Source organism: Motilimonas sp. E26, from assembly GCF_021278025.1.
Lineage (GTDB): Bacteria > Pseudomonadota > Gammaproteobacteria > Enterobacterales > CBDFNC01 > Motilimonas.
Genome location: NZ_JAIBHJ010000003.1, coordinates 74,563 through 94,786, shown reverse-complemented (window position 1 = coordinate 94,786; position 20,224 = coordinate 74,563). Strand labels below are relative to the sequence as shown.

General features: G+C 44.3%; 23 protein-coding genes and 1 pseudogene. 11 read left to right on the top strand and 13 right to left on the bottom strand.

The window, feature by feature from the left end; all coding sequences use genetic code 11:
* The first annotated feature begins 330 nt into the window (after positions 1 to 330).
* Positions 331 to 1,758, top strand: a complete 1,428-nt coding sequence (locus tag K1M91_RS03270; RefSeq protein ID WP_232800129.1) for a carbon starvation protein A — start codon at positions 331 to 333, stop codon at positions 1,756 to 1,758.
* Between the two features lie 137 nt (positions 1,759 to 1,895).
* Here the strand turns inward: K1M91_RS03270 and K1M91_RS03265 are convergent, their stop codons facing one another.
* The 4 genes from K1M91_RS03265 to K1M91_RS03250 all read right to left on the bottom strand — a co-directional run bounded on the left by K1M91_RS03265 (position 1,896) and on the right by K1M91_RS03250 (position 4,291).
* Positions 1,896 to 2,522, bottom strand: a complete 627-nt coding sequence (locus tag K1M91_RS03265; protein WP_232800128.1) for a LysE family translocator — start codon at positions 2,520 to 2,522, stop codon at positions 1,896 to 1,898.
* A 67-nt stretch (positions 2,523 to 2,589) separates the two neighbouring features.
* Positions 2,590 to 3,024: a GNAT family N-acetyltransferase gene (locus tag K1M91_RS03260; protein ID WP_232800127.1), complete on the bottom strand. Its 435-nt coding sequence runs from the start codon at positions 3,022 to 3,024 to the stop codon at positions 2,590 to 2,592.
* A gap of 194 nt (positions 3,025 to 3,218) precedes the next feature.
* Positions 3,219 to 3,599, bottom strand: a complete 381-nt coding sequence (locus tag K1M91_RS03255; RefSeq protein WP_232800126.1) for a DUF4087 domain-containing protein — start codon at positions 3,597 to 3,599, stop codon at positions 3,219 to 3,221.
* Positions 3,600 to 4,030: 431 nt separating this feature from the next.
* The gene (locus tag K1M91_RS03250; RefSeq protein WP_232800125.1) at positions 4,031 to 4,291 is read right to left on the bottom strand and encodes an antibiotic biosynthesis monooxygenase; all 261 of its coding nucleotides are present in this window, start codon (positions 4,289 to 4,291) and stop codon (positions 4,031 to 4,033) included.
* Positions 4,292 to 5,101: 810 nt separating this feature from the next.
* Between K1M91_RS03250 and K1M91_RS03245 the strand changes: the two genes are divergently transcribed.
* Complete coding sequence (locus K1M91_RS03245; protein ID WP_232800124.1) at positions 5,102 to 5,929, top strand: NmrA family NAD(P)-binding protein; 828 nt, start codon at positions 5,102 to 5,104, stop codon at positions 5,927 to 5,929.
* A gap of 87 nt (positions 5,930 to 6,016) precedes the next feature.
* Here the strand turns inward: K1M91_RS03245 and K1M91_RS03240 are convergent, their stop codons facing one another.
* On the bottom strand, positions 6,017 to 6,988 hold the full coding sequence (locus tag K1M91_RS03240; RefSeq protein WP_232800123.1) for an AraC family transcriptional regulator: 972 nt from the start codon (positions 6,986 to 6,988) through the stop codon (positions 6,017 to 6,019).
* Positions 6,989 to 7,116: 128 nt separating this feature from the next.
* On the opposite strand from K1M91_RS03240, the gene K1M91_RS03235 reads away from it, so the two are divergent.
* Together K1M91_RS03235 and K1M91_RS03230 are read left to right on the top strand one after the other, a co-directional pair.
* On the top strand, positions 7,117 to 7,590 hold the full coding sequence (locus K1M91_RS03235; protein WP_232800122.1) for an anthrone oxygenase family protein: 474 nt from the start codon (positions 7,117 to 7,119) through the stop codon (positions 7,588 to 7,590).
* A 166-nt stretch (positions 7,591 to 7,756) separates the two neighbouring features.
* Positions 7,757 to 8,110: a DUF2750 domain-containing protein gene (locus K1M91_RS03230; protein ID WP_232800121.1), complete on the top strand. Its 354-nt coding sequence runs from the start codon at positions 7,757 to 7,759 to the stop codon at positions 8,108 to 8,110.
* A 37-nt stretch (positions 8,111 to 8,147) separates the two neighbouring features.
* Here the strand turns inward: K1M91_RS03230 and K1M91_RS03225 are convergent, their stop codons facing one another.
* The gene (locus tag K1M91_RS03225; RefSeq protein ID WP_232800120.1) at positions 8,148 to 9,056 is read right to left on the bottom strand and encodes a LysR family transcriptional regulator; all 909 of its coding nucleotides are present in this window, start codon (positions 9,054 to 9,056) and stop codon (positions 8,148 to 8,150) included.
* A 101-nt stretch (positions 9,057 to 9,157) separates the two neighbouring features.
* Between K1M91_RS03225 and K1M91_RS03220 the strand changes: the two genes are divergently transcribed.
* Positions 9,158 to 9,448: a putative quinol monooxygenase gene (locus tag K1M91_RS03220; RefSeq protein WP_232800119.1), complete on the top strand. Its 291-nt coding sequence runs from the start codon at positions 9,158 to 9,160 to the stop codon at positions 9,446 to 9,448.
* 34 nt (positions 9,449 to 9,482) lie between these two features.
* Entirely contained in the window at positions 9,483 to 9,662 is a 180-nt protein-coding gene (locus tag K1M91_RS03215; protein ID WP_232800118.1) for a DUF2798 domain-containing protein, read from the top strand.
* 58 nt (positions 9,663 to 9,720) lie between these two features.
* Here the strand turns inward: K1M91_RS03215 and K1M91_RS03210 are convergent, their stop codons facing one another.
* On the bottom strand, positions 9,721 to 11,067 hold the full coding sequence (locus tag K1M91_RS03210) for a sodium:alanine symporter family protein (protein ID WP_232800117.1): 1,347 nt from the start codon (positions 11,065 to 11,067) through the stop codon (positions 9,721 to 9,723).
* 54 nt (positions 11,068 to 11,121) lie between these two features.
* Positions 11,122 to 12,174, bottom strand: coding sequence for a 23S rRNA (adenine(1618)-N(6))-methyltransferase RlmF (gene rlmF / locus K1M91_RS03205; RefSeq protein WP_232800116.1), 1,053 nt, complete (start codon positions 12,172 to 12,174; stop codon positions 11,122 to 11,124).
* Between the two features lie 327 nt (positions 12,175 to 12,501).
* On the opposite strand from rlmF, the gene K1M91_RS03200 reads away from it, so the two are divergent.
* Both K1M91_RS03200 and K1M91_RS03195 read left to right on the top strand, forming a co-directional pair.
* On the top strand, positions 12,502 to 13,416 hold the full coding sequence (locus K1M91_RS03200; RefSeq protein ID WP_232800115.1) for a LysR substrate-binding domain-containing protein: 915 nt from the start codon (positions 12,502 to 12,504) through the stop codon (positions 13,414 to 13,416).
* A 31-nt stretch (positions 13,417 to 13,447) separates the two neighbouring features.
* Positions 13,448 to 13,579 (top strand): annotated as a pseudogene (locus K1M91_RS03195) (LysR family transcriptional regulator); the annotation flags it as partial.
* 51 nt (positions 13,580 to 13,630) lie between these two features.
* Here the strand turns inward: K1M91_RS03195 and focA are convergent.
* A complete protein-coding gene (gene focA, locus K1M91_RS03190; protein WP_232800320.1) occupies positions 13,631 to 15,103 on the bottom strand; it encodes a formate transporter FocA in 1,473 nt (490 codons plus the stop codon).
* A gap of 376 nt (positions 15,104 to 15,479) precedes the next feature.
* Between focA and K1M91_RS03185 the strand changes: the two genes are divergently transcribed.
* A complete protein-coding gene (locus K1M91_RS03185) occupies positions 15,480 to 15,962 on the top strand; it encodes an NYN domain-containing protein (RefSeq protein WP_232800114.1) in 483 nt (160 codons plus the stop codon).
* A gap of 77 nt (positions 15,963 to 16,039) precedes the next feature.
* Here the strand turns inward: K1M91_RS03185 and K1M91_RS03180 are convergent, their stop codons facing one another.
* The 4 genes from K1M91_RS03180 to K1M91_RS03165 all read right to left on the bottom strand — a co-directional run bounded on the left by K1M91_RS03180 (position 16,040) and on the right by K1M91_RS03165 (position 18,442).
* The gene (locus K1M91_RS03180; protein WP_232800113.1) at positions 16,040 to 16,387 is read right to left on the bottom strand and encodes a Fis family transcriptional regulator; all 348 of its coding nucleotides are present in this window, start codon (positions 16,385 to 16,387) and stop codon (positions 16,040 to 16,042) included.
* A 66-nt stretch (positions 16,388 to 16,453) separates the two neighbouring features.
* Positions 16,454 to 17,155, bottom strand: coding sequence for a hypothetical protein (locus K1M91_RS03175; RefSeq protein WP_232800112.1), 702 nt, complete (start codon positions 17,153 to 17,155; stop codon positions 16,454 to 16,456).
* Positions 17,156 to 17,258: 103 nt separating this feature from the next.
* Complete coding sequence (locus tag K1M91_RS03170) at positions 17,259 to 17,885, bottom strand: LysE family transporter (RefSeq protein WP_232800111.1); 627 nt, start codon at positions 17,883 to 17,885, stop codon at positions 17,259 to 17,261.
* An 83-nt stretch (positions 17,886 to 17,968) separates the two neighbouring features.
* Positions 17,969 to 18,442, bottom strand: a complete 474-nt coding sequence (locus K1M91_RS03165; protein WP_232800110.1) for an HPP family protein — start codon at positions 18,440 to 18,442, stop codon at positions 17,969 to 17,971.
* Between the two features lie 109 nt (positions 18,443 to 18,551).
* Between K1M91_RS03165 and K1M91_RS03160 the strand changes: the two genes are divergently transcribed.
* Entirely contained in the window at positions 18,552 to 19,160 is a 609-nt protein-coding gene (locus K1M91_RS03160) for a TetR/AcrR family transcriptional regulator (RefSeq protein WP_232800109.1), read from the top strand.
* A complete protein-coding gene (locus tag K1M91_RS03155; RefSeq protein ID WP_232800108.1) occupies positions 19,157 to 20,143 on the top strand; it encodes a Gfo/Idh/MocA family oxidoreductase in 987 nt (328 codons plus the stop codon). Before K1M91_RS03160 ends, K1M91_RS03155 begins: the two co-directional genes overlap by 4 nt.
* Positions 20,144 to 20,224: the final 81 nt, after the last annotated feature.

Genomic DNA, 20,224 nt, shown 5'->3' with positions numbered 1-20,224 from the left:
TAGCCGACGCTACCTCAAAGCAATCAAACATCACTTTGGTATTCAAACAGGCTAACGCGCTATGAGATAGCAATACCAGCATAAGTATCATCACTCACCAATCACAGGCCACAAGGTGCCCGTTAGCCGACGCTATCTCAAAACAATCAAACATCACTTTGGTATTCAAGCTAGCTAATTCTGACTGTTGCAGAGTAGCTATAAAAACCGCTAACCAGCCATAATAACCGCTTAACTATCGAATACCGCCGCTCACATTAATAGGCAATGCAAATATTAGCTAGGTTACTTAATCTGATATCCGTCAACTAATGGATTAAGGAATAACGAATGTTATGGTTTTTACTTTGCACCGGCCTACTCATTGCCGGTTATTTTACTTACGGTAAAGTGATAGAAAAAATCTTTGGCCCCAAGCCCGAGCGCCAAACACCCGCACATAGCCTCGAAGATGGCGTCGATTTTGTGCCAATGTCGAACAAAAAGGTCTACTTAATTCAGCTGCTCAATATCGCAGGTGTTGGCCCTATTTTTGGCCCTATATTAGGCGCCCTATATGGCCCAGTTGCCATGTTATGGATTGTAATTGGTTGTATTTTTGCTGGCGCAGTACATGACTATTTCTCCGGCATGATGTCGGTGCGCGCCAATGGCGCCAGCGTGCCGACCATAGTCGGTGAACAATTAGGCAATGTTGCCAAGCACTTTATGAACGGCTTCGCTGTATTGTTGCTGTTATTAGTTGGCGTGGTATTTGTACTTAGCCCTGCCGGCTTATTAAGTAGCCTCTCTGATACTAGTGCAGGCATTTGGATTGCGGTTATTTTCGCTTATTACATTATTGCCACTATCGTGCCCGTCGATAAAATCATCGGCCGTTTGTACCCTTTCTTCGGCGCTTTACTGATCTTCATGAGTGTCGGCTTAGTTATCGGACTAGCAGTAAGCGACCATACTTTTTACTCGCAAGGCCTCGACTTTAGTAATCTACACCCGACCGATTTACCGCTTTGGCCACTGCTGTTTATTACCATCGCTTGTGGCGCGGTTTCTGGTTTTCATGCTACTCAATCGCCATTAATGGCGCGCTGCATGCAAAATGAAAAATCAGGCCGCTTTATATTCTACGGCGCCATGATAGGCGAAGGTGTGATTGCCCTAATTTGGTGTACCTTAGGTTTGTCTTTCTATGAAAGCACTGATGCCCTTAACGCAACACTTGCTGCTGGCGGACCATCTGCCGTGGTGCACGAGGTATCCACCTCTTTACTTGGCACCGTAGGCGGTATCTTGGCTATCTTGGGTGTCATTGTCTTGCCGATCACCTCCGGCGATACCGCATTTCGCAGCGCTCGCTTAATCATTGCTGATTTTCTGAAAATGCCACAACAAAGCATGCCAAAGCGCTTATTAATCGCTATTCCTATGTTTATTATTGGCTATCTCATCACCCACGCAGAGTTTGGCGTTATCTGGCGCTACTTTGGCTGGGCTAACCAAACCACCGCCATGATCATGCTTTGGGCAGCTGCGGCCTATTTAGCCCGCGAAGGTAAATTCCATTGGATTTGTACCGTGCCCGCCGCCTTTATGACCGCGGTGACATTTACTTATCTCGCTAACGCTAGCATCGGCTTTAACTTGCCCATGACCACTTCTACGGTATTTGGCTTAGCCATGGCCACACTCGCCACCGTTGCGCTGCTGGTTAAAATTAAAGGGCCACAGGTAACGCCAGTGGTTAAACTGCCTGACTAACTCATTAGATAAACAGTTAGCTGCAAACAAAATCAAGATAATAAAATGGCGGTAAACTCTTTCACTTACCGCCATTTTTTATCTGATGAGAATTTGTTACAGCGAAGAGTAACTGAGCCACGAGGAATAAATCAGACCTAACGTTGTTTCATGAATGCCACCGCTAAACCTGAAGCAACAAACGTAACCCCAGCGCCAATATTTAAACCCGCAACCAACTTAGGCTTATTTTGTAGCCAACCAGATAGCTGCGCAGAAAAAATCCCCATTAAGCTAAAGCCGATTGCGGTGAGGACCGCAAACCAAACACCGTAGCCCATCATCTGTAGCGACACAGAGCCTAAGCTTGGATTGACAAATTGCGGCACAAACGCAAGCACAAATAAGCCTGGTTTTGGATTAAGAGCAGCGGAAAGAAACCCTGTTGAAAAGATGGTCTGTAACGATTGTTGCTGCGCTGACGCGACTGAGAATAAACGCCGTGCGCGTAGAGCCTTAATGCCCAACCAAATCAAATACCCCGCCCCCACAATTTTTACCGCATAAAATGCCAACTCTGAGGTTTGGATCAGTAAAGTAAGCCCAAAAGTAGCCGCTAGCACATGAAACAAAATGCCTGCGCCAGATGATATGCCTGATATTGTAGCGGCCAGCTTACCTTGGCTTAACCCCCGCCCAACGGCAAGTAAATTATCTGGGCCCGGTGATATGACCAATAGTAAACAAGCAAGTGTATAGGTCATAAATACATCTAATGGGAACATGTAACCTCTATTTTCACTGCCATAACAAAGCGACTAGCTGACTCGACGTTTATCTTAGCGCCGAGCATCAGGGTTTAATAACAAAACCTTTTTCGATATCGCCTTTAAAACCTACTGATTCATAGACAGAGTGAGCCCCTATTAACTGAGCCCCCGATAGCAACATCACTTTGCAGCAGTTATTTTCCCAAGCCAAGGATATCGCAAATTCCAGAGCCTTCTTACTTAACCCTTGTCGGCGAAATTTATGTAACGTTACAACATGCTCAATAATGCCAAACGGCCTTGCACCATTGGCAATACTTTTATTTAATCCTAATGCACATGTTGAGGCTAACTCACCGTCTATTTCTGCCACGATGATGTGTGTTTGTGGATCATTAATTATCTCCGCCCACTTTTCTTTAGCAAAGTCACTGTCTAGGTTTGGGTCTAAAGGACGGAGCTCTTTATACAGATGTAGAACGCCGCCTAAATCATTAATATTTGCAACTCTAATCATAAACTTTCAAATCCGTTTCACATCTCTTTGAACGCTGCAAAAGTGCAAGGACATGTAACTTCATACCTTTCCACAGCGCTGACCAACAATAATTGATTGTCTTTGTAAGCCGACATGACTCACTTAATATTCCAAGGCAAACTAGGCACACCATTGCGGCTGACTTCGTGCGAGGCCTTACCGATGTAACGCTATTACTTGAACCGGAGAGGAATATGTTGAGTAATAGATATATCTTCTAAACATTGCTTGAGACCCAGTTGCTTGGCTTGATAAACAGCTTTAATTTGTCTTGTTTGCGGATCTGTATCCACTGTTAGACAAGCGCAACTAAAACCATAACTGTTATTTGTCCGAACAAAGTCGCTTGGATGTGAGATCGCCTCAAACACCAAATCAAGCGATTTATCATCGAGATAATTAGGCCCACCTTGTATCGATATTTCCCAGCTCCCCTCTCGATCAATTAACCAAAGATTCGCTGGCGAGGGGTTTTCTAGCCAACCACATCTGATTTCTTGCGCACTCACCGTAAAAGAGCAACACAGCGCTAAACTAACCGCTAACAATCTCATACTAACTCCGTTTACTGAGCCCCATTACCAAACAGGTAAAGTTCTGGTTTTATTTGGCAGTAACACTACCCACCGTTTTGTTCCATGTTAATGTATTGCTGCTTGCCATCGCAGCTTTGCAACGTATATTTTTACCTATGGATTGAACTGGTACTCTCGCTTTATTTCGACCACTTGCACTATATATACCTAATCAACCTGGAGAGGCTTGATTTCAGCAAGATTTTACACGCGTTTAGGCAAGGCATTGATTGCAGGTAATGGCTTCCCCTTATCAAAATCAATAACACAGCATAAACGCGTGTAAAACTTGCCCTTTGGGAGCCCCTCCGTGTTTCCACTACGTTGTTACGCTAATTTGAAAGGTGCCTACATTCCTGCATTAGCGTGCCTAGTATTGAAAACACGGTGGTGCTCTGAAACATGCATCTTCAAGTTGATTGGGTATATGACTCATACCATTTTGTACGCCCCAGCTCTTGTGCTAACGCATGTTCTGAGTCGCTTTTCCATTGCTTGATTGCTTGTTCACTTTCCCAATAAGAAATAGCTATTTCTTGATCGCCTTCCGTTACAGCGACGAAATCTAAGCAACCGTACTTTTCAAAGGCAAGTTCTCGCATGTTAGCAACAGTTTTACTGTATTCATCGTCTTGAATACCGGGTTTTGCTCTAAATATTACAGCGTACATTTACACACCTTGATATGCCGAACCTCAATAACTTACTGGACGCCTCTAGGTGGAGACGTAACTTGCTTAACACTTGAATATAGGATCTAGGGTGCCTATCTATTCTTATGTTTTGAGCGTTAATCAAGGTTGTCAGGCGATTCCAAATAGGTGCCGCAGCGAGTACATTTGTAGTCCCCCGCAGGCTCTGTCGTAACAAATGCAGACAACAATTTTTGTAACAGTCCAATCTCCTTGGGTGATTGCTCAGTTTGACTGCCAAACAGGGTGTATTGGTGTCGCGTTAGCTCCTTGCAATTACAACAAAAAGCGCTCATTTCCTTATCCCCATACATATAGCAATCCTTCTTAATTAATCTTCGTTCCTAGCTGATTGAACAGCTAACCGTGACAAATAAGTTAACGCTTCTAACATCGGCTTAGCTTAGTGGGAACCTACACGCGCATGTGAATTACCACTTGGTCCTATCACACAAAATACAAACAAAATACAAACAAAATACAAACAAAATACAAACAAAATAAACAGCTTACCCAACCTTCGGACGGGTTTAAGACGACCATTCAGCACTTACATCAAGATACTTTAAAATCCTAGAAAAACAAGCTGGTTTTTAAGGCATAAAAAGCAGGGTGAACAAACAACAATCAAGCCTCACTTAGCAATACAGCAAATAATATGCTCCCTAACTGTCTCTTCGGACTTTACGCAAACAAAGCCGGTTTTTACATCATTCATTAAACAGATATTTACAGCCATCATAACGTTGCTTTGCAGTCATCCGTTAGCAAGTCTATGAGGAGTTCAAGATGTTAAATCAATCATCACCTATCGTAATAATCGGCAAAAATGCTAAGACCGGTGCTCGTGTCAACCAACTCCTTCGCGAACGAGGCGTTAATACACGCCCAGTATCGCGAACAACAGAAATCCAATTCGATTGGGATAACCGTAATACATGGGCCAATGCCTTACGCGGTGCTAAGTCTGCTTATGTTACTTATCAACCTGATTTAGCCATCCCCCGGGCAGCAGATGACATCACCGCTTTTATTAGTGTGGCAAAAGCAGAGGGGATTGAACACTTAGTGCTACTTTCTGGCCGCGGAGAAGAAGGAGCCCAAACCGCGGAGCAAATTTTAATTAACAGCGGCCTTACGTGGAATGTGGTTCGCGCATCATGGTTTGCGCAAAATTTTAGTGAGAGCTTTATGGCTGAGGGCATTTTAAGTGGCGAGCTTATTTTACCTGCTACTAATACTCCTGAGCCTTTTATCGATGTGGATGATATTGCCCAAGTCGTTGTAGCGGCGCTAATAGAGCCGACCAAACATAACTGCTTGTTCGAAGTAACAGGACCAGAGCTGCTCACGTTCCAAGATTGTGTTAATGAAATTGCCCAACAATTGGGTAAAGCAATTAAATTTACCGAAATCACTATCGATGAGTATTTGCAAATGCTAAAGGTGCAAAATGTACCTATAAGCCACCAATGGTTGCTTAATGAATTATTCACGGTTGTGTTTGATGGCCGTAATTCAAGGATCACTGATGACGTAAAGCTCGCGACCGGAGATGCTGCCACTAAATTCTCAGATTATGTAGCTAAAACAATTGCGGCAGGCCATTGGAAGTAATCACCAACCAACGTGACTTGCCAGCCTAACTATCAAACTGGGCTGGCAGTATGAGTAAAGAACTGCCCCAATAATGTAACAAGCTGATTACTCACCCCTTTTGGTTTGCGAAGGAGGCACGCCAAACTTGGCCTTATAAGCTCGGCTAAAAGACGCTTCTGACTGGTAACCCACTTCAAGGGCAATGTTTAGCACATTGTCACTGCTGCCAATTAAGCGCGTTTTTGCCAGTGCGAGACGCCAATCAGTAATATACTTTTTCGGAGTTTGCCCCACGACTTTTTTAAAGTAATCGATAAAGGTGGTCCGAGACATTCTGGCCAGTCCTGCCAATACAGCGATATTGATATGTGCCGCTGGGTCAGTGTGTATAAGCTCCATCACTGGCGAGAGGCGCTTATCGGTGTGCGCCATTAGCCAGTTTGGGTTGTCACCCGACAGTTGCGATACCCACGCGCGGATGCACTGTAAAATAAGCACATCAGCAAGTTTTGCGACGATTAAGCCGGCGCCATAACCTTCACTCTCGGTTTCCAGTTGTATGGCTTTTACGATACTGGCTATCGGTTGATGAGCTTCTGAGTTAGCGGGTATAAGCACGTAGTCTGGCATGGAATTAATGATCGATGCTGTGATCTCATTTTCAAATAATACGGTACCGCAGAGCGCCGTAGTGATAGGGCCTTTACCCTTTGAGGTGAGCTTCTCATAATGTTCCGTTACTTGCTCTATATTTTGCTCAAATAGTCCGCTGGCTGGCGTATTATTAATATCCACAATATCATGCCCCTTACCACGCGGCATAAGAATGAAATCTCCAGCGCCGAGCGTAATACGCTTATCCGATATAGAAACAATGGCTTCACCATCAAGGATCAGGTGAAACATGGTACTCAAAGGAATAGCCGGCATCGTGACTCCCCACGGTTGCCTCATCGTTGAATGGGTATAAAAAACGCCGCTCATACTTAGCTGGCTAAGGGATGAGATCGTCCTCCCTTGCTGACGATGACTCAAGTTGAATTTTTCTAACTCAGCATTATTGGCCTTTTCTGACATTCCGTACTTCCTGCAAATTAAAAGCGACAAACTGACAACTAAATAATCACTGATGTTGGTGTAATAAACAAACATTCACTCGCGCTGCAGCTTGGTGAGTAAAGTGTATAACGCAGGAGAAAAACATCATGTCTATTGTATTATTGCAATCTTTAAGCCTTATTGCTGCCGTGACGAGCGCCTTGCTGGCAGGGGTCTATTTTATTTTTCACAACACCATCATGACTGTACTTGATCAACAAAACGCTATCGCAACCATGCAACGAATTAATCAAGTCATCTTAAATAAAGGTTTCTTGACGATTTTCTTTTTGTCACCTCTGAGTAGCCTACTGCTCCTAGTTACGGGCTTTATGTTGGATGAGTTGGGATTTCAATCGCTTTTATTCATCGGGGCATTAACGGCCATTATTGGCTTCATGATAACGGCTTTCTTCAATGTGCCGTTAAATAATGCACTAGCCGCAGCAGGTGAAGATAAAAACGCGATGCTAGTGTGGCAACGCTACACAAAAAACTGGGGCAACTGGAACTACTATCGGCTGTGGCTATCGACATTATCGTGCATCGGTATCATCTCTCACTTTGTGTTCCAGACATAAAGCAAAGTTAACTGGCTAGTAAGCGCGAGATATGTGGTGTTTTTTCTGCTCAAAATTTAAATAGATAGACATTCAAGCTAAGGGTTCTTATCCTTGCCACATTCCGCTGATATTGATCAGTGCTGTCATAGACTTATTACCTAGTATTCACCCATGAGAGAATCAAATGTCTAATTTAACTGCTGATGTGAAAAAAAATACCGCACTATTTGTAAAAGAGAGCCAGAAAAGTGAAACCGTTTGGGGTTTATGTAATGCCCAAGGCCAATGGCTATCATTAGACTCTTCTGAATTTGAAGAATCAGAAGTAATGCCATTTTGGTCACAAGCTGATGACGCTCAAGTACATTGCCTTGAAGAATGGGCTGATTTTAAACCGACCAAATTAACCCTAGAAGAATTTGTTGAAGACTGGCTAACCACGTTAGCGGAAGATGAGGTGCTCATAGGCCTCAACTGGAACAGCGAACTAGAAGGTGACGAGCTTGAGCCTAAAGCCGTGTTAGAGCTTTACCTATAATTTGTCTATAAAATGGCCAGGCGCTCTTGCTTGGCTGTTATTTTATATCTGTTAATATTGCGCCATTTAACAGCTCATTGTTAGCAATAAATTGCAACATATAGTCACGGCAGCACTTGGCTTTTTGACTCAACAACTGACCACTGGGCCAAACGGCAAACAGTTCTCGCACAGGACCTGACCATTGCGGTAATACGCGCACCAAACGACCATTTCGAAGCTCTTCAAACACTTCACTCATAGGTAACAAGGCGACACCTACGCCATCCATTGCAAGCATCGCCGCCATGCGGATATCGTCTACTAACGTTGTTGCTCGCAAGCGCAAATCAACAACCTCATTCCCATCTGATAACAACCAAGTGGTAATGTGCTTCACTCGAATAATACGTTGTATTTGTAAGTCAGCTAATGAAAGTACCGTGTTACTTTTTCCTAAGTAGTCTGGTGATGCGACTAACACGGTTTGCACACTGCCAAGCCGTTTTTGATAAAGTAATGAGTCTGGTTGCGGGCCAATACGCAGTGCTAAGTCGGCCTGAGCCGACAGCATATCTAAGGTATTATTGCCTAACAATAATTCTAATTGTATATCGGGATACGCCTTAATAAACCCTGACCACATAGGCTGTAACAAACCAATAGAAATATTGGTCGGTGCTAACACCTTAAGTTTCCCACTCACTTTGTGGGTACTTTGCTGCAAGTCTCGCCGTTTTGTCTCCATGACATAAATGAGGTCAGCATATTCTTGGTAATACACTTCCCCTTCAGCGGTCAAATAAAATTGCCTAGCGGAGCGATGTATAAGCTTACAACCGAGCGCACGCTCTAATTGCTTTAACCTTCTCGTTACCGTGGCCGCGGGCAATCCCAATTTGTTTGCGGCCGCAGCTAAGCCACGCTGCTCCACAATATGAATAAATAAGGCTATATCATCAAACATAGTTTCAATATTGGAATTTAAGATTGCTAGCAAAGGAATATTGATACTAAATGAAATTATATATCCTCGTCTAATCCTTTAATAAGAGAGCGGGAATATCAATGGAACAATTATGGATAAATGCAACTCTAAAGACACTAGATAATGTGACAGCAAGCGATGCTTATTCCGCTTTAGTCAAGCTAGCGATGGAGACAGAGAAAGAGCCCGGCTGCATCTACTTTAAGGTGCTACAGCATCAAGCCGATCCCCATAAATTTACCTTATGGGAGCAATGGGTGAATGAAGCAGCATTAGACAAACACTTTACTCTGGAGCATACCAAAGCTTATTTGTCGCAAAACATTACTGTTGCAACAAACATTGAAAAACTAACCATGATTAGCGAGTAATAATATGAAGCACAGAATTATTTTTGCAGTAATAATGTCATTTGTCTTGTCCTTGTTGATGACCATGTGGGTCACTTGGCTTAACTTAGGCGCAACCACTCACTTCGTTCAACATTGGCTGAAAGCATTCATTTTAGCTTGGCCTGCGGCGGCAGTCATCTCAATGATGTTTGCCCCGCGGATACATCGCTTAGCCGGTAAACTAAGCGCTTGATGGTTTGGCTGATCAAGCGCTAAAACCTGACAGTAACAAGGAGAGGCCCTCTCTCCTTTTACCCTTTGTTGGTGCTGAAGTAAGGTTTGGTTAAGCCAAATACCACCGGGCTAAGTAACGCTAACGCAATCAGATTCGGAATAGCCATCATCGCATTGAGAGTGTCAGCCAATAGCCAAACGAAGTCGAGCGACATCAACGCACCAATCGGCACGACCGCTGTCCATACCACCCTAAATGGCATCACCGCTTTTTCACCTAATAAATACTGCACACATTTTTCACTGTACACACTCCAGCCGAGAATCGTGGTGAAGGCAAAAATAGCCAAGGCAATGGCCACAATATAGTTGCCAAACGGAATGGCCTGAGCAAACGCAAGGGAAGTCAGAGATGCCCCCGTTTCGCCCGAAGTCCACGAACCCGTAACAATGATCGCAAGACCGGTAATAGAGCACACGATCAAGGTATCGATAAAGGTACCTAACATTGCCACTAAACCTTGCTCTATTGGGTTATTGGTTTGCGCCGCTGCGTGAGCAATCGGCGCACTGCCTAAGCCAGCTTCATTAGAAAACACGCCGCGCGCAACACCAAAACGAATAGCAGCCCATACCGCCGCCCCAGCAAAGCCACCTTGCGCCGCTACAGGATTAAACGCACTGTGCAAAATCAACTCAAACGCAGCCGGGATTTCACCAACATTAATGATTAAAACCGCCACCCCAGCAGTAAAATAAAACACCGTCATCAATGGCACTAATTTACCAGCCACATCGGCAATACGTTTGATGCCTCCCATCAGCACGGCGCCTACCAGCACCATTAAAATAAGTGCCGTAAGCCACATCGGAACGCCAAAATTACTATTGAGCGCATCGGCAATAGAATTTGCCTGCACCGTATTACCAATACCAAAACCAGCAAATGCACCAAATACAGCAAAGGTGGTGCCCAACCAAGTCCACTTACTGCCTAAGCCATTTTTAATGTAATACATCGGGCCACCGACATGCTGGCCATTAGCATCCACTTCACGGTATTTCACTGCCAAAACCGCTTCAGAAAACTTAGTGGCCATGCCCACTAACGCGGTGCACCACATCCAAAATAACGCGCCTGGGCCACCAATAAAAATAGCCGTGGCCACCCCGGCAATGTTACCAGTACCAATCGTGGCAGAAAGGGACGTCATTAATGCATTATAGGGGCTTATTTCCCCCGCTTTTGTTTGGTCACTGCTGCGGCCAGACCAAAGTAATTTAAAGCCAGCGCCAAGTTTTAAAATCGGCATTAACTTCAGGCCAAAAGACAAAAATAGCCCTACCCCTAAGATCATCACCAACATTGGTGTGCCCCACACAAAGCCATTGACTAGCTTGATAAATTCATTCAATCCTTCCATCTTTTCCTCTTGTTATCGTTTTTTTAATTATGTTGTGCTTAACAACCCCCTAATCTAACGACTCCAATGCTGCGCAGCCCAAGCTTGCTGTTGCTCAACCGTTTTAAAACTCCACGCTAAAATACGGCTTATTTTTTGTCCTTGTTGCATCTGGATCACTTCACACTGTGCCACATTAAGCTGCTGTAAGTGTTTTTTCAGTGGTCTAACGTGTTCACCTTTCGCCACTAAGCTGCTAAACCAACAAACTTGTTCGGCAAAGTCCACGCTTTCGGTGGCCATGCGTTTTAAAAATGCCAGCTCACCACCGGGACACCATAGTTCGGCCTTTTGCCCACCAAAGTTTAATGTTGGTGCGTTACCCGACCCCGTCGTCTTTTCTTTACCTTTATTTAAGTTTTGCCATTTACGTTGGCTGCCTTGGTGCGCCTCAGCTAACGAGGCATGAAACGGCGGGTTACAAACGGTCAAACTAATGGGCTGCTTCGCCTTAATAATGCCTTTGAAAAAATATTCCGACTGGCTTTGCTGCTTCACATCGATCAAGCCCGTTAAGTTGGGGTTAGACTGCACAATCGCCTGCGCCGTTTTCACCGAAACGGGGTCAATATCACTGGCGATAAATGACCAGTCATAACTCTGACTGCCAATAATGGGATAAATGCAATTTGCACCCGTGCCTATATCAACCAGTTTGATCTTCTTACCAGTTGGCACTTTGCCTTGATTGAGACGCGCTAATAAATCTGCGCCGTAATGGATGTAATCGGCGCGTCCTGGGATCGGCGGGCATAGATAACCAGCTGGAATTTGCCAAAATTTAACCTGATAGTAATGGGCCAGCAGCGCTTGGTTTAAGCAAAGCACGGCCTGCTCATTACTAAAATCAATAGTGCTATCCCCTTTCGGGTTCGGTACTAAAAAACGTGATAATGCTGGCAGAGCAAGGCATAAAGCCGAAAAATCATACCGGCCAACATGTGGATTTCTCGGATGCAACGCACCTTTACTAGAGGCTTTATTATTTGGCTGATTTGCGTCTTTTTTTAGCTTATGCGTTTCAGCGGAAGATACGCGGGCTTTACGCGGCACATTGTGAGAAGACATGAATAACCACTTAATTAAAATCGAAAACGACTATTATGCTGAATGACGCTAACATACCGCTAGGTCTCTCAACATAAAAAACGAAATAACCATTCTACTGATTTGCAGTAAAAAACCCTAATAACATCATATTTCCACAATAAACACCGATCTATATCAAGTTTTGGCTGCATAATTACCTTGCTGAACCGCCCTTGCCACATCTAAAATCATCATCAAACAAACCATCAATTTTATTGATACTGTATAAGAAGCATTTTCAGTATATATTTCACTCAATTTCGCAAAGTAAACCTATACACTAATGAATAAGGCCCAAGTTCAACCATGAAGTATTCTCTCAAACAACTGGCTGTTTTTGATGCGGTAGCCAATTTAGAAAGTGTCAGTGCAGCCGCAAGAAAGCTATCAATGACTCAATCTGCCGTTAGCATGTCATTATCGCAACTTGAGAATTTACTCGACCGACCGCTGTTTATTCGCCAAGGTAACCGCTTGAGCTTAAGCCATTGGGGAAAATGGTTAAGGCCAAGAGCTAAGCGTTTGCTACAAGATGCCCAGCAAATCGAATTAGGCTTACATGAACAACACATCATTAGTGGCTGTATACAGCTTGGCTCTAGCCAAACCGCAGCAGAACATTTGTTGCCACAACTCATCAGCAAAATTGATGAAGACTTTCCTGAATTACGCATAGAGCTGATAGTTGAAAATACCGAAAATGTCATTGATGGCTTACTCAACTATGAATATGAGCTAGGTATTATTGAAGGGCGTAATGATGACTCGCGTATTCATTCAGAAACTTGGATGGACGATCACTTAGTGGTGATCGCTTCTCCGCACCATCCTTTTGCCCGTCACAGCACCGTTAACCTCGCGCAATTAGAGCAGGCTAAGTGGGTGTTACGTGAACAAGGCTCTGGCACACGACGCATTTTTGATGGCGCAGTTCATGGCTTAATTGAAAATATTAATGTTTGGAAAGAATACGAACATATTCCCTTATTAAAAACGTTAGTGAAAAATGGCCCCTATTTAGGCTGTGTGCCTTACTTAGATGTCGAGAAAGACGTCGCCGATGGCGCTTTAGTCGTACTAAATACCCCGCAACTTAACATGAAGCGCAGTCTTTCTTTTATTTGGCGCAACGACGCCGGGGATAATCCATTACGAGACTGTTTTTTATCTGAAGCGCGCCGCTTAGTTAAACGCCGCTTGAAAGAAGCAACTAATAAATAAAAGATGGTGCTAAATACAGCAACACCAATCACGGCTAAACATGAAGCGCAGTCTTTCTTTTATTTGGCGTAACGACGCCGGGGATAATCCATTACGAGACTGTTTTTTATCTGAAGCACGCCGCTTAGTTAAACGCCGCTTGAAAGAAGCCGCTAATAAATGAAACAGCGCCAAATTGGCGCTGTTGTTAAAATTACTTTTTAAATTTTCTCGTTTAAGCCGCGCTAGTAACAGCATCTTCAGCTGCAACAGCCTCAGGCTTTTGTGTTCGCACTAACTTAGTAAGCATATGCTCGCGGCGGATCACGCCACATAAACGACCACCTTCTACCACAGGGTAAGCACTAGGACGATTCGCACGAGCACAACGCAAGCGCTCTTCATAACTTTGGTAGCTACTGCCAATGTACATCCCACTATCTGACACCGGAAATAACTTATCTTTATCGACGATCATCAGTTCTAGCAGCTGCGCTACTGAATCACTCGGCGCTACCGTTAACATTTCAAATTGCATTAAATCACGTACCTGCAACTGCAAATCGGCGCTAAACTCTTCCGACCACATGCCACGTAACAAGTCTTGCTCTGAAATAAAGCCAAGCAGTCTTTGTTGCTGATCCACCACTGGCGCGCTACGGACATCACTTTGCGCTAATAATTCTAAGGCTTGGTACACGTTCATTTCTGGCGCCAATGTAACAGGTTGAGCGTCCATCACATCGCGAATAACTAGATTATTGATTGCAGTTTTCATGGTAGATCCTTCTCCGTAAGATTCAGAATAGTTTGAATTTTGTTTTATATTGTTAACTTTAGTCGCGCTGCCTTTTTCAACGGCCCAGTAACCGAGGCCAACAACGACCCCACCACCGACAATGTTGCCCAAGGTCACCGGTACTAAGTTGTGACTAATAAAGTTACTAAAGGTTAAATCGCTAAATTGCCCGGCAGGGATGCCTAATGCGGCAAACAAATTGGCGCCAGCAAAGTGCTCAATCGCAATGCCCAGCGGCACCATAAACAGGTTAGCGATACTGTGCTCAAAGCCACTGCTAACAAACATTGCCACAGGCAAAATCAGTAATGCGCTTTTAGTTAATGCGTCCTTACTACTAAAGGTCATCCAAACGCCTAAACAAACCAATAAGTTACAAAGTACGCCTAAGGCAAAAGCTTGGCCCCAACTGTGATGCAGCTTATGTTGCGCAATGTGCAGTGCATTTAAACCCCATTGCGCGCCATTGAGTTGCCACATGCCGCCCCACATCACTAACCCCAATATCAGCGACGCACCGATAAAGTTGCCGCAATACACCCGAGACCAACACGCCAATAACTGCTTAGTGGTAATACTGCCTTTAGCCCAAGCTATCGTGGTTAATACGGTGCTAGTGAACAGCTCACCACCACACACCACCACTAAAATCAGCCCCATACTAAAAGCTAAACCGCCAGCTAAGCGTATTAGCCCCCAAGGCGCACCGGTGGCGCCGGTTGTCACTGTGATATAAAAGACAAATGCCAAAGCAATAAACGCCCCCGCAAACACAGCTAAACCGAATGACTGCCAAGGTGATTTAACCGCTTTGTCTTGGCCATATTTCGCCCCTTGCTCAAACATGCTGAGCGGGGGTTCAACTAATTCAGGCACTGTTTTCAACTGAGTTACATTCAATGCTGACATGGTCATAGGCTCAGGTGTCACGATTAATTGCCGCGCTCCTTTCATAGCTGGCTCCCTATGGCAACACTCCTTTCCAATGGCAAAGTCCCCCTAATTTTTTCAACCATCTATTACTCCTTCTCATCTGTTGGTCCATGGATATTATTCGTACTTGGTTATGTTGATGGCTCAGCGTTGGCACTATGTGGTCTACCGCGGTCAAGCCTTAACACCCATTCACATTAGGACGAGATAAGAGATAATAAAATCTGATAATTTTGAATCAGTAGTTCAATTATATTGATGGGCGGATATTGCTGACTGACTTGCCTTAACAAGTAAGTCAAACTGGTGTAGGGTTAGCGACTTTAATCATTTCAATCCTAGGCGCTATTTTTTGGATAATAATCAACGTAAAGTGGCTATTTTTGTCGATGTGCAAAACATCTATTACACCACACGAGAAGCTTACGGACGGCAGTTTAACTACCGCGCTTTTTGGCAAAAAATAGCCAAGCAAAACAACATAGTAGCCGCTACCGCCTATGCCATTCATCGCGGTGATGATGGTCAGCATAAGTTTCAAAGTGCATTGCGCCATATCGGCTTTGAGGTGAAATTAAAACCTTATATTCAGCGCAGTGATGGCTCTGCCAAAGGCGATTGGGATGTGGGGATTACTATCGATATCATGGAAGCCGCACGCGAAGTGGACGCGGTGATCTTACTCTCTGGCGATGGTGATTTTGATATGTTGCTCGACAAAATCGGTGATTATGGCGTCACGTCCGACGTCTACGGCGTACCCAGCTTAACCGCCAACTCATTGGTTGAGGCTTGCAGTGTGTTTCACCCCATCACGGAAGCCGATTTACTTTAATAGCTGATTTAAGAGCCCTTTCGCATCAGCGCGAGCGATCAAGGGCGGTTTATCTTGCGTGACTTAACACGGATCTTCTATTGCTTTGCTAAGCGCTTGCCCCAGTTGCCGCCGTGTTGCTCGGCGCAAGCGCTTTCACTGTCGAACTGCACTTGGCTCTTCGCATTCTTTAGTTTAATGCCTTGTTTTGCTAGAGCTTGTACAATCCATTGCTGAAATAGCACATCTTGCTCGTCAGCTAAACACTGGCGTAATTGTTCCTGCTCAGAAAACACACAAGTTACCAATAAACTGCTACTAACCTGCTGATAATTAACACTATGGGTTAACCATTCAAAACCAGCCACCTTGGCTAACGCTTGGTCACAAACTTGCGTTAATGCCGTCACGATTTGTTGTTCTATTTTTTTATCTATTTTTCGCATCTGTTCCTCAAACACAATAGGGCATGCTGACAATAAGGCGAACTCGCCATCAAAGATCAACAGCTCCTAACAACCACGAGCATAAAACCATAAGTTTAATTGCCCCGCTGGAGTATAGGCAGGCATCCAGCCTTGCAACACCACATCAGGTTTTTCTGATGGATCGCAAATAGAATGGCTCATAATTTGAACGTACAACCACAGCTTACCATCAACATTAGTACTCTTAACAACCGAAACTGATGTTTCGCCGCTAACGGAAGCTGAAATATCACTTCCGCCGGGACGCGTAAAAATGTGACCTGCTGAAGCCGGAGTAATATAACTCAGCCTTTTCTGCAATAAAGAAGCCAGTGAATGGTATTTGGCTTGGGGAGTTGCCTGAATCCATACTGAGCCATCAGCCGTGCGTAGTTTAAACCAATCATTATGCTGCTCAAGCACAACGGCAGCTGGCGACTCATAATCAAACTCTTGCGTATCTAACAGGCTCACACTGCCGTCGGCCTTGTTGTGAACATTAACAATTAAACCTTCACAACCACCAACAGCAGCAAAGCTCCAAAATTGCTCCACCCGGATCACCCCAACCGCTTGTTCAGACTCGCTCACGGAGTAAAGCGGGATCACTTTTGGTGAAAACTGTTCACAGGGACCATGACCAAAAAGTTCTGGTAAGGTTAATAAGCCAACAATGGGCGCTTCAGCAAATGCTGATGCCATGTGAATAATTAATGCCGCAACGACTGAGAATGAAGTTAGCATCATTCTCGTGCGCTTTACCTTGTAGCATGTCATACACACGGCACTCCATTAATAGAGCTTAGCTATTTAGCTTGTCATCTCTAATGCTTTTTACATCTAGGCATCATTAACTTCTCGTGGTTATGATCTTAATTCCTAATGCAATCATGGCTCCGCCTAAAACGCGATCTACCCAGTGACCTAGCTTTTTAAACTTCAAGTTAATAGCTGGACGCGATAGTAAACCAACCACGGCCGAAAACCATGCCATTTGGATCACCATCATCCACACACCATAAATCGCGATTTGTGATATTGGCATATCAGGCGATAACACCACTGTGAAAAGTGAAACAAAATAAATCGGCGCTTTAGGGTTTAACGCATTACATAAAAACCCCATGCCTATGGTTTTTAAGCCTGAGCGAGCGGGTGCCACAGGTGCATCAGTAGCAGACAAATCAACTGGCTTCGCCATCAACCCTTTTATTCCTAAATAGAATAAATAACCGCCACCCAAAATTTTAATCATCCACAGCAAGCTGGCTGAATTGGCAATAATCGCAGCCAACCCAAACGCCGAATACAAAATATGTATAGAAAGACCAAGAGCAATACCAATGCTGCAAAGTAAGCCGGCTTTTTTACCATGGCTGAGAGTTTGCTGTGACACTAGAACAAAGTCTGGTCCAGGCGAAGCCGCCGCCAACAAATGAATTGAGGTGATTAATAACAAACCTTGGATCAAATCCACAACATACTCCGACTATTATTTATTTCATTGATATTTCAATAAGCTACCAGATAATAATACACCTTTCTAGTAGCTAGCATGCATCAGTGAGTTAAACTTACAAAACGCTGTTGCAACTTTCTCATCAACCAACCAACTAATACTAGCGTCACGGCTCCGGTTAACACAGGTGAAACCAAAAACCACCAAGTCTGCCCCGTTAACATGATTAAAATAGGATTCGCCCCCGCTGGTGGATGAGTAGTTTTAGTGACTAACATTGCTGACACAGCCAAGCCTGTTGCTAACGCTAAAGTTAACGGAGTCACCCCGATATACAACGTAAACACCACTCCGATAGTCGCGGTGATCAAATGACCGAAGATCACGTTTTTTGGCTGCGCTAACGGACTTGCTGGCACACCAAAAACCAATACTGCCGTTGCTCCCAGTGGTGCCATTAACCAAAGTCCCTGAAAACCAACCCCATGCGCAGCTAAACTATCAGCCAATGAAAGTAAGCCTATCGCCACAAAGGCACCGAACCCAGCCAATAATGACACGCTAATATGTCCCATAACATCATCCTTCCCATTAAAAAAAAGTAGACAACTTTGTCTACAAGCAAATGGTAGACAACTCAGTCTCCCTGTGTCAACATGTTTTAGTCAATATAGGAGTGACGGCATGGCTAATGACAAACGGCAATTGTTAATCGAAACTGGACTCACCTTGTTCTATCAGCAAGGCATCAACTCAGTGGGTATTAATGAAATACTAAAAGTGTCAGGGGTTGCAAAAAAAACCCTCTACAATCATTTTTCGAGTAAAGAAGAGTTAGTAATGGCTGCACTCGAAGCGCGGGATCAGCGTTTTGTCACTTGGTTAACCAAGGAATTAACTAACGTTCGGCAAAACTTACCTGATGCTCTCAATCCCCACGCAAAAAACCAGCAAGTGGTTATCGGGCTATTCAATGCCTTAACGGCTTGGTTTAATAATCAAGTTCCTGAGCTTAGTCCATTTCGCGGCTGCTTTTTTATTAATAGTTCAGCAGAGTGTGACGGACAATACCCTCAGGCAGCTCACTATTGCAAAGCGCATAAACACAAAATACGCCAACTTATTCAGCAACATTTATCTAATGCAGATGAGCCACTTTTAAATTTAGTTTACCTGCTAAAAGAAGGGGCCATCATCTCTGCTCAAGTGGATCAAGATTTACAAAGTGCACAAAAGTGCGTCACTATCATAAATAACTATTTCGCCAGCCAAGCAACCAAGGACAAGCAATGACAAATATTCAATGGGGTATCATCGGCACCGGAAACATCGCCCACCAATTTGCCAGCGCATTGCAACAGCTTGATGGTACAACATTACTTACCGTGACCTCTCGCCAACATAGTTCTGCCAAAAAATTTGCTAATGAGTTTGCTATTGCACACCCTTTTGACACATTAGATGCAATGCTAGCGCTGCCTGAGCTGGATGTCGTCTATATCGCAACACCTCACCCCCAACACTTCGCACAAGCCAAAGCTTGCCTATTAGCGGGTAAGTCGGTGTTGTGTGAAAAGCCGATGACATTAAATAAAAAACAAGCTGAAGAATTAGTTGTCCTAGCTCGCCAGCAAGGTTTGTTTTTGATGGAAGCCATGTTGATCCCCCTATTTCCAGCTATCGCCGAGTTAAAACACCTGATTGAACAAGGCACGTTAGGCGAAGTGAGAGGTATTCAAGCCAGCATGGGCTTTAACGCACCAAGAGATTGGAGCAGTAGAATATTTAACCCTGAATTAGCAGGCGGAGCACTGTTAGATATCGGCATCTACCCCCTTACTTTCGCTTATATGATCACTCAATCAGCTCCGCTCTCAATGCAAAGCCAAGTGGAAAAAGCGGTCACAGGCGTCGACTTACAATCGAGTATCGCCTTGAACTATGACTCTGGCATCATTGCTAACTTATCTTGCAGCGTAGGCCACTACTTACCTTGTACGGCTTGTGTCTTTGGTGATAAAACATGGGCGGAAGTAGTCAATTTCAGCTTTGGCCCTAGCCAAGTCATCATCAGGGATCAAATGGGTGAACAGCTCGAAGTGATTAATTGTACCACCGAACGCAGTAGCTACTACCTTGAAGCGAAACACGTTAATGAATGCTTACGCGCTGGCTTACAGGAAAGTCCCTTGGTTCCTCACCAGCAAACCTTAGCGGTGCTAGAAATGATGGATACACTAAGAGCGCAGTGGCAACTTACCTACCCAGGTGAATAAAGGGTGTAAATGCCATAATTAACCCATGGGTGAAATCTATTCATAGCGAAAAACAACCCAACATATCGAGACGATAACAAC

Bases quoted from the DNA above. Each gene is read 5' to 3' on its own strand.
- K1M91_RS03250 (WP_232800125.1), bottom strand. From the start codon at position 4,291: ATGTACGCTGTAATATTTAGAGCAAAACCCGGTATTCAAGACGATGAA.
- K1M91_RS03165 (WP_232800110.1), bottom strand. From the start codon at position 18,442: ATGGGACATATTAGCGTGTCATTATTGGCTGGGTTCGGTGCCTTTGTG.
- K1M91_RS03265 (WP_232800128.1), bottom strand. From the start codon at position 2,522: ATGTTCCCATTAGATGTATTTATGACCTATACACTTGCTTGTTTACTA.
- K1M91_RS03200 (WP_232800115.1), top strand. From the start codon at position 12,502: ATGAAGTATTCTCTCAAACAACTGGCTGTTTTTGATGCGGTAGCCAAT.
- K1M91_RS03160 (WP_232800109.1), top strand. From the start codon at position 18,552: ATGGCTAATGACAAACGGCAATTGTTAATCGAAACTGGACTCACCTTG.
- K1M91_RS03225 (WP_232800120.1), bottom strand. From the start codon at position 9,056: ATGTTTGATGATATAGCCTTATTTATTCATATTGTGGAGCAGCGTGGC.
- K1M91_RS03260 (WP_232800127.1), bottom strand. From the start codon at position 3,024: ATGATTAGAGTTGCAAATATTAATGATTTAGGCGGCGTTCTACATCTG.
- K1M91_RS03215 (WP_232800118.1), top strand. From the start codon at position 9,483: ATGTCATTTGTCTTGTCCTTGTTGATGACCATGTGGGTCACTTGGCTT.
- rlmF (WP_232800116.1), bottom strand. From the start codon at position 12,174: ATGTCTTCTCACAATGTGCCGCGTAAAGCCCGCGTATCTTCCGCTGAA.
- K1M91_RS03175 (WP_232800112.1), bottom strand. From the start codon at position 17,155: ATGATGCTAACTTCATTCTCAGTCGTTGCGGCATTAATTATTCACATG.
- K1M91_RS03240 (WP_232800123.1), bottom strand. From the start codon at position 6,988: ATGTCAGAAAAGGCCAATAATGCTGAGTTAGAAAAATTCAACTTGAGT.
- K1M91_RS03210 (WP_232800117.1), bottom strand. From the start codon at position 11,067: ATGGAAGGATTGAATGAATTTATCAAGCTAGTCAATGGCTTTGTGTGG.
- K1M91_RS03220 (WP_232800119.1), top strand. From the start codon at position 9,158: ATGGAACAATTATGGATAAATGCAACTCTAAAGACACTAGATAATGTG.
- focA (WP_232800320.1), bottom strand. From the start codon at position 15,103: ATGTCAGCATTGAATGTAACTCAGTTGAAAACAGTGCCTGAATTAGTT.
- K1M91_RS03235 (WP_232800122.1), top strand. From the start codon at position 7,117: ATGTCTATTGTATTATTGCAATCTTTAAGCCTTATTGCTGCCGTGACG.
- K1M91_RS03255 (WP_232800126.1), bottom strand. From the start codon at position 3,599: ATGAGATTGTTAGCGGTTAGTTTAGCGCTGTGTTGCTCTTTTACGGTG.
- K1M91_RS03180 (WP_232800113.1), bottom strand. From the start codon at position 16,387: ATGCGAAAAATAGATAAAAAAATAGAACAACAAATCGTGACGGCATTA.
- K1M91_RS03230 (WP_232800121.1), top strand. From the start codon at position 7,757: ATGTCTAATTTAACTGCTGATGTGAAAAAAAATACCGCACTATTTGTA.
- K1M91_RS03245 (WP_232800124.1), top strand. From the start codon at position 5,102: ATGTTAAATCAATCATCACCTATCGTAATAATCGGCAAAAATGCTAAG.
- K1M91_RS03270 (WP_232800129.1), top strand. From the start codon at position 331: ATGTTATGGTTTTTACTTTGCACCGGCCTACTCATTGCCGGTTATTTT.
- K1M91_RS03155 (WP_232800108.1), top strand. From the start codon at position 19,157: ATGACAAATATTCAATGGGGTATCATCGGCACCGGAAACATCGCCCAC.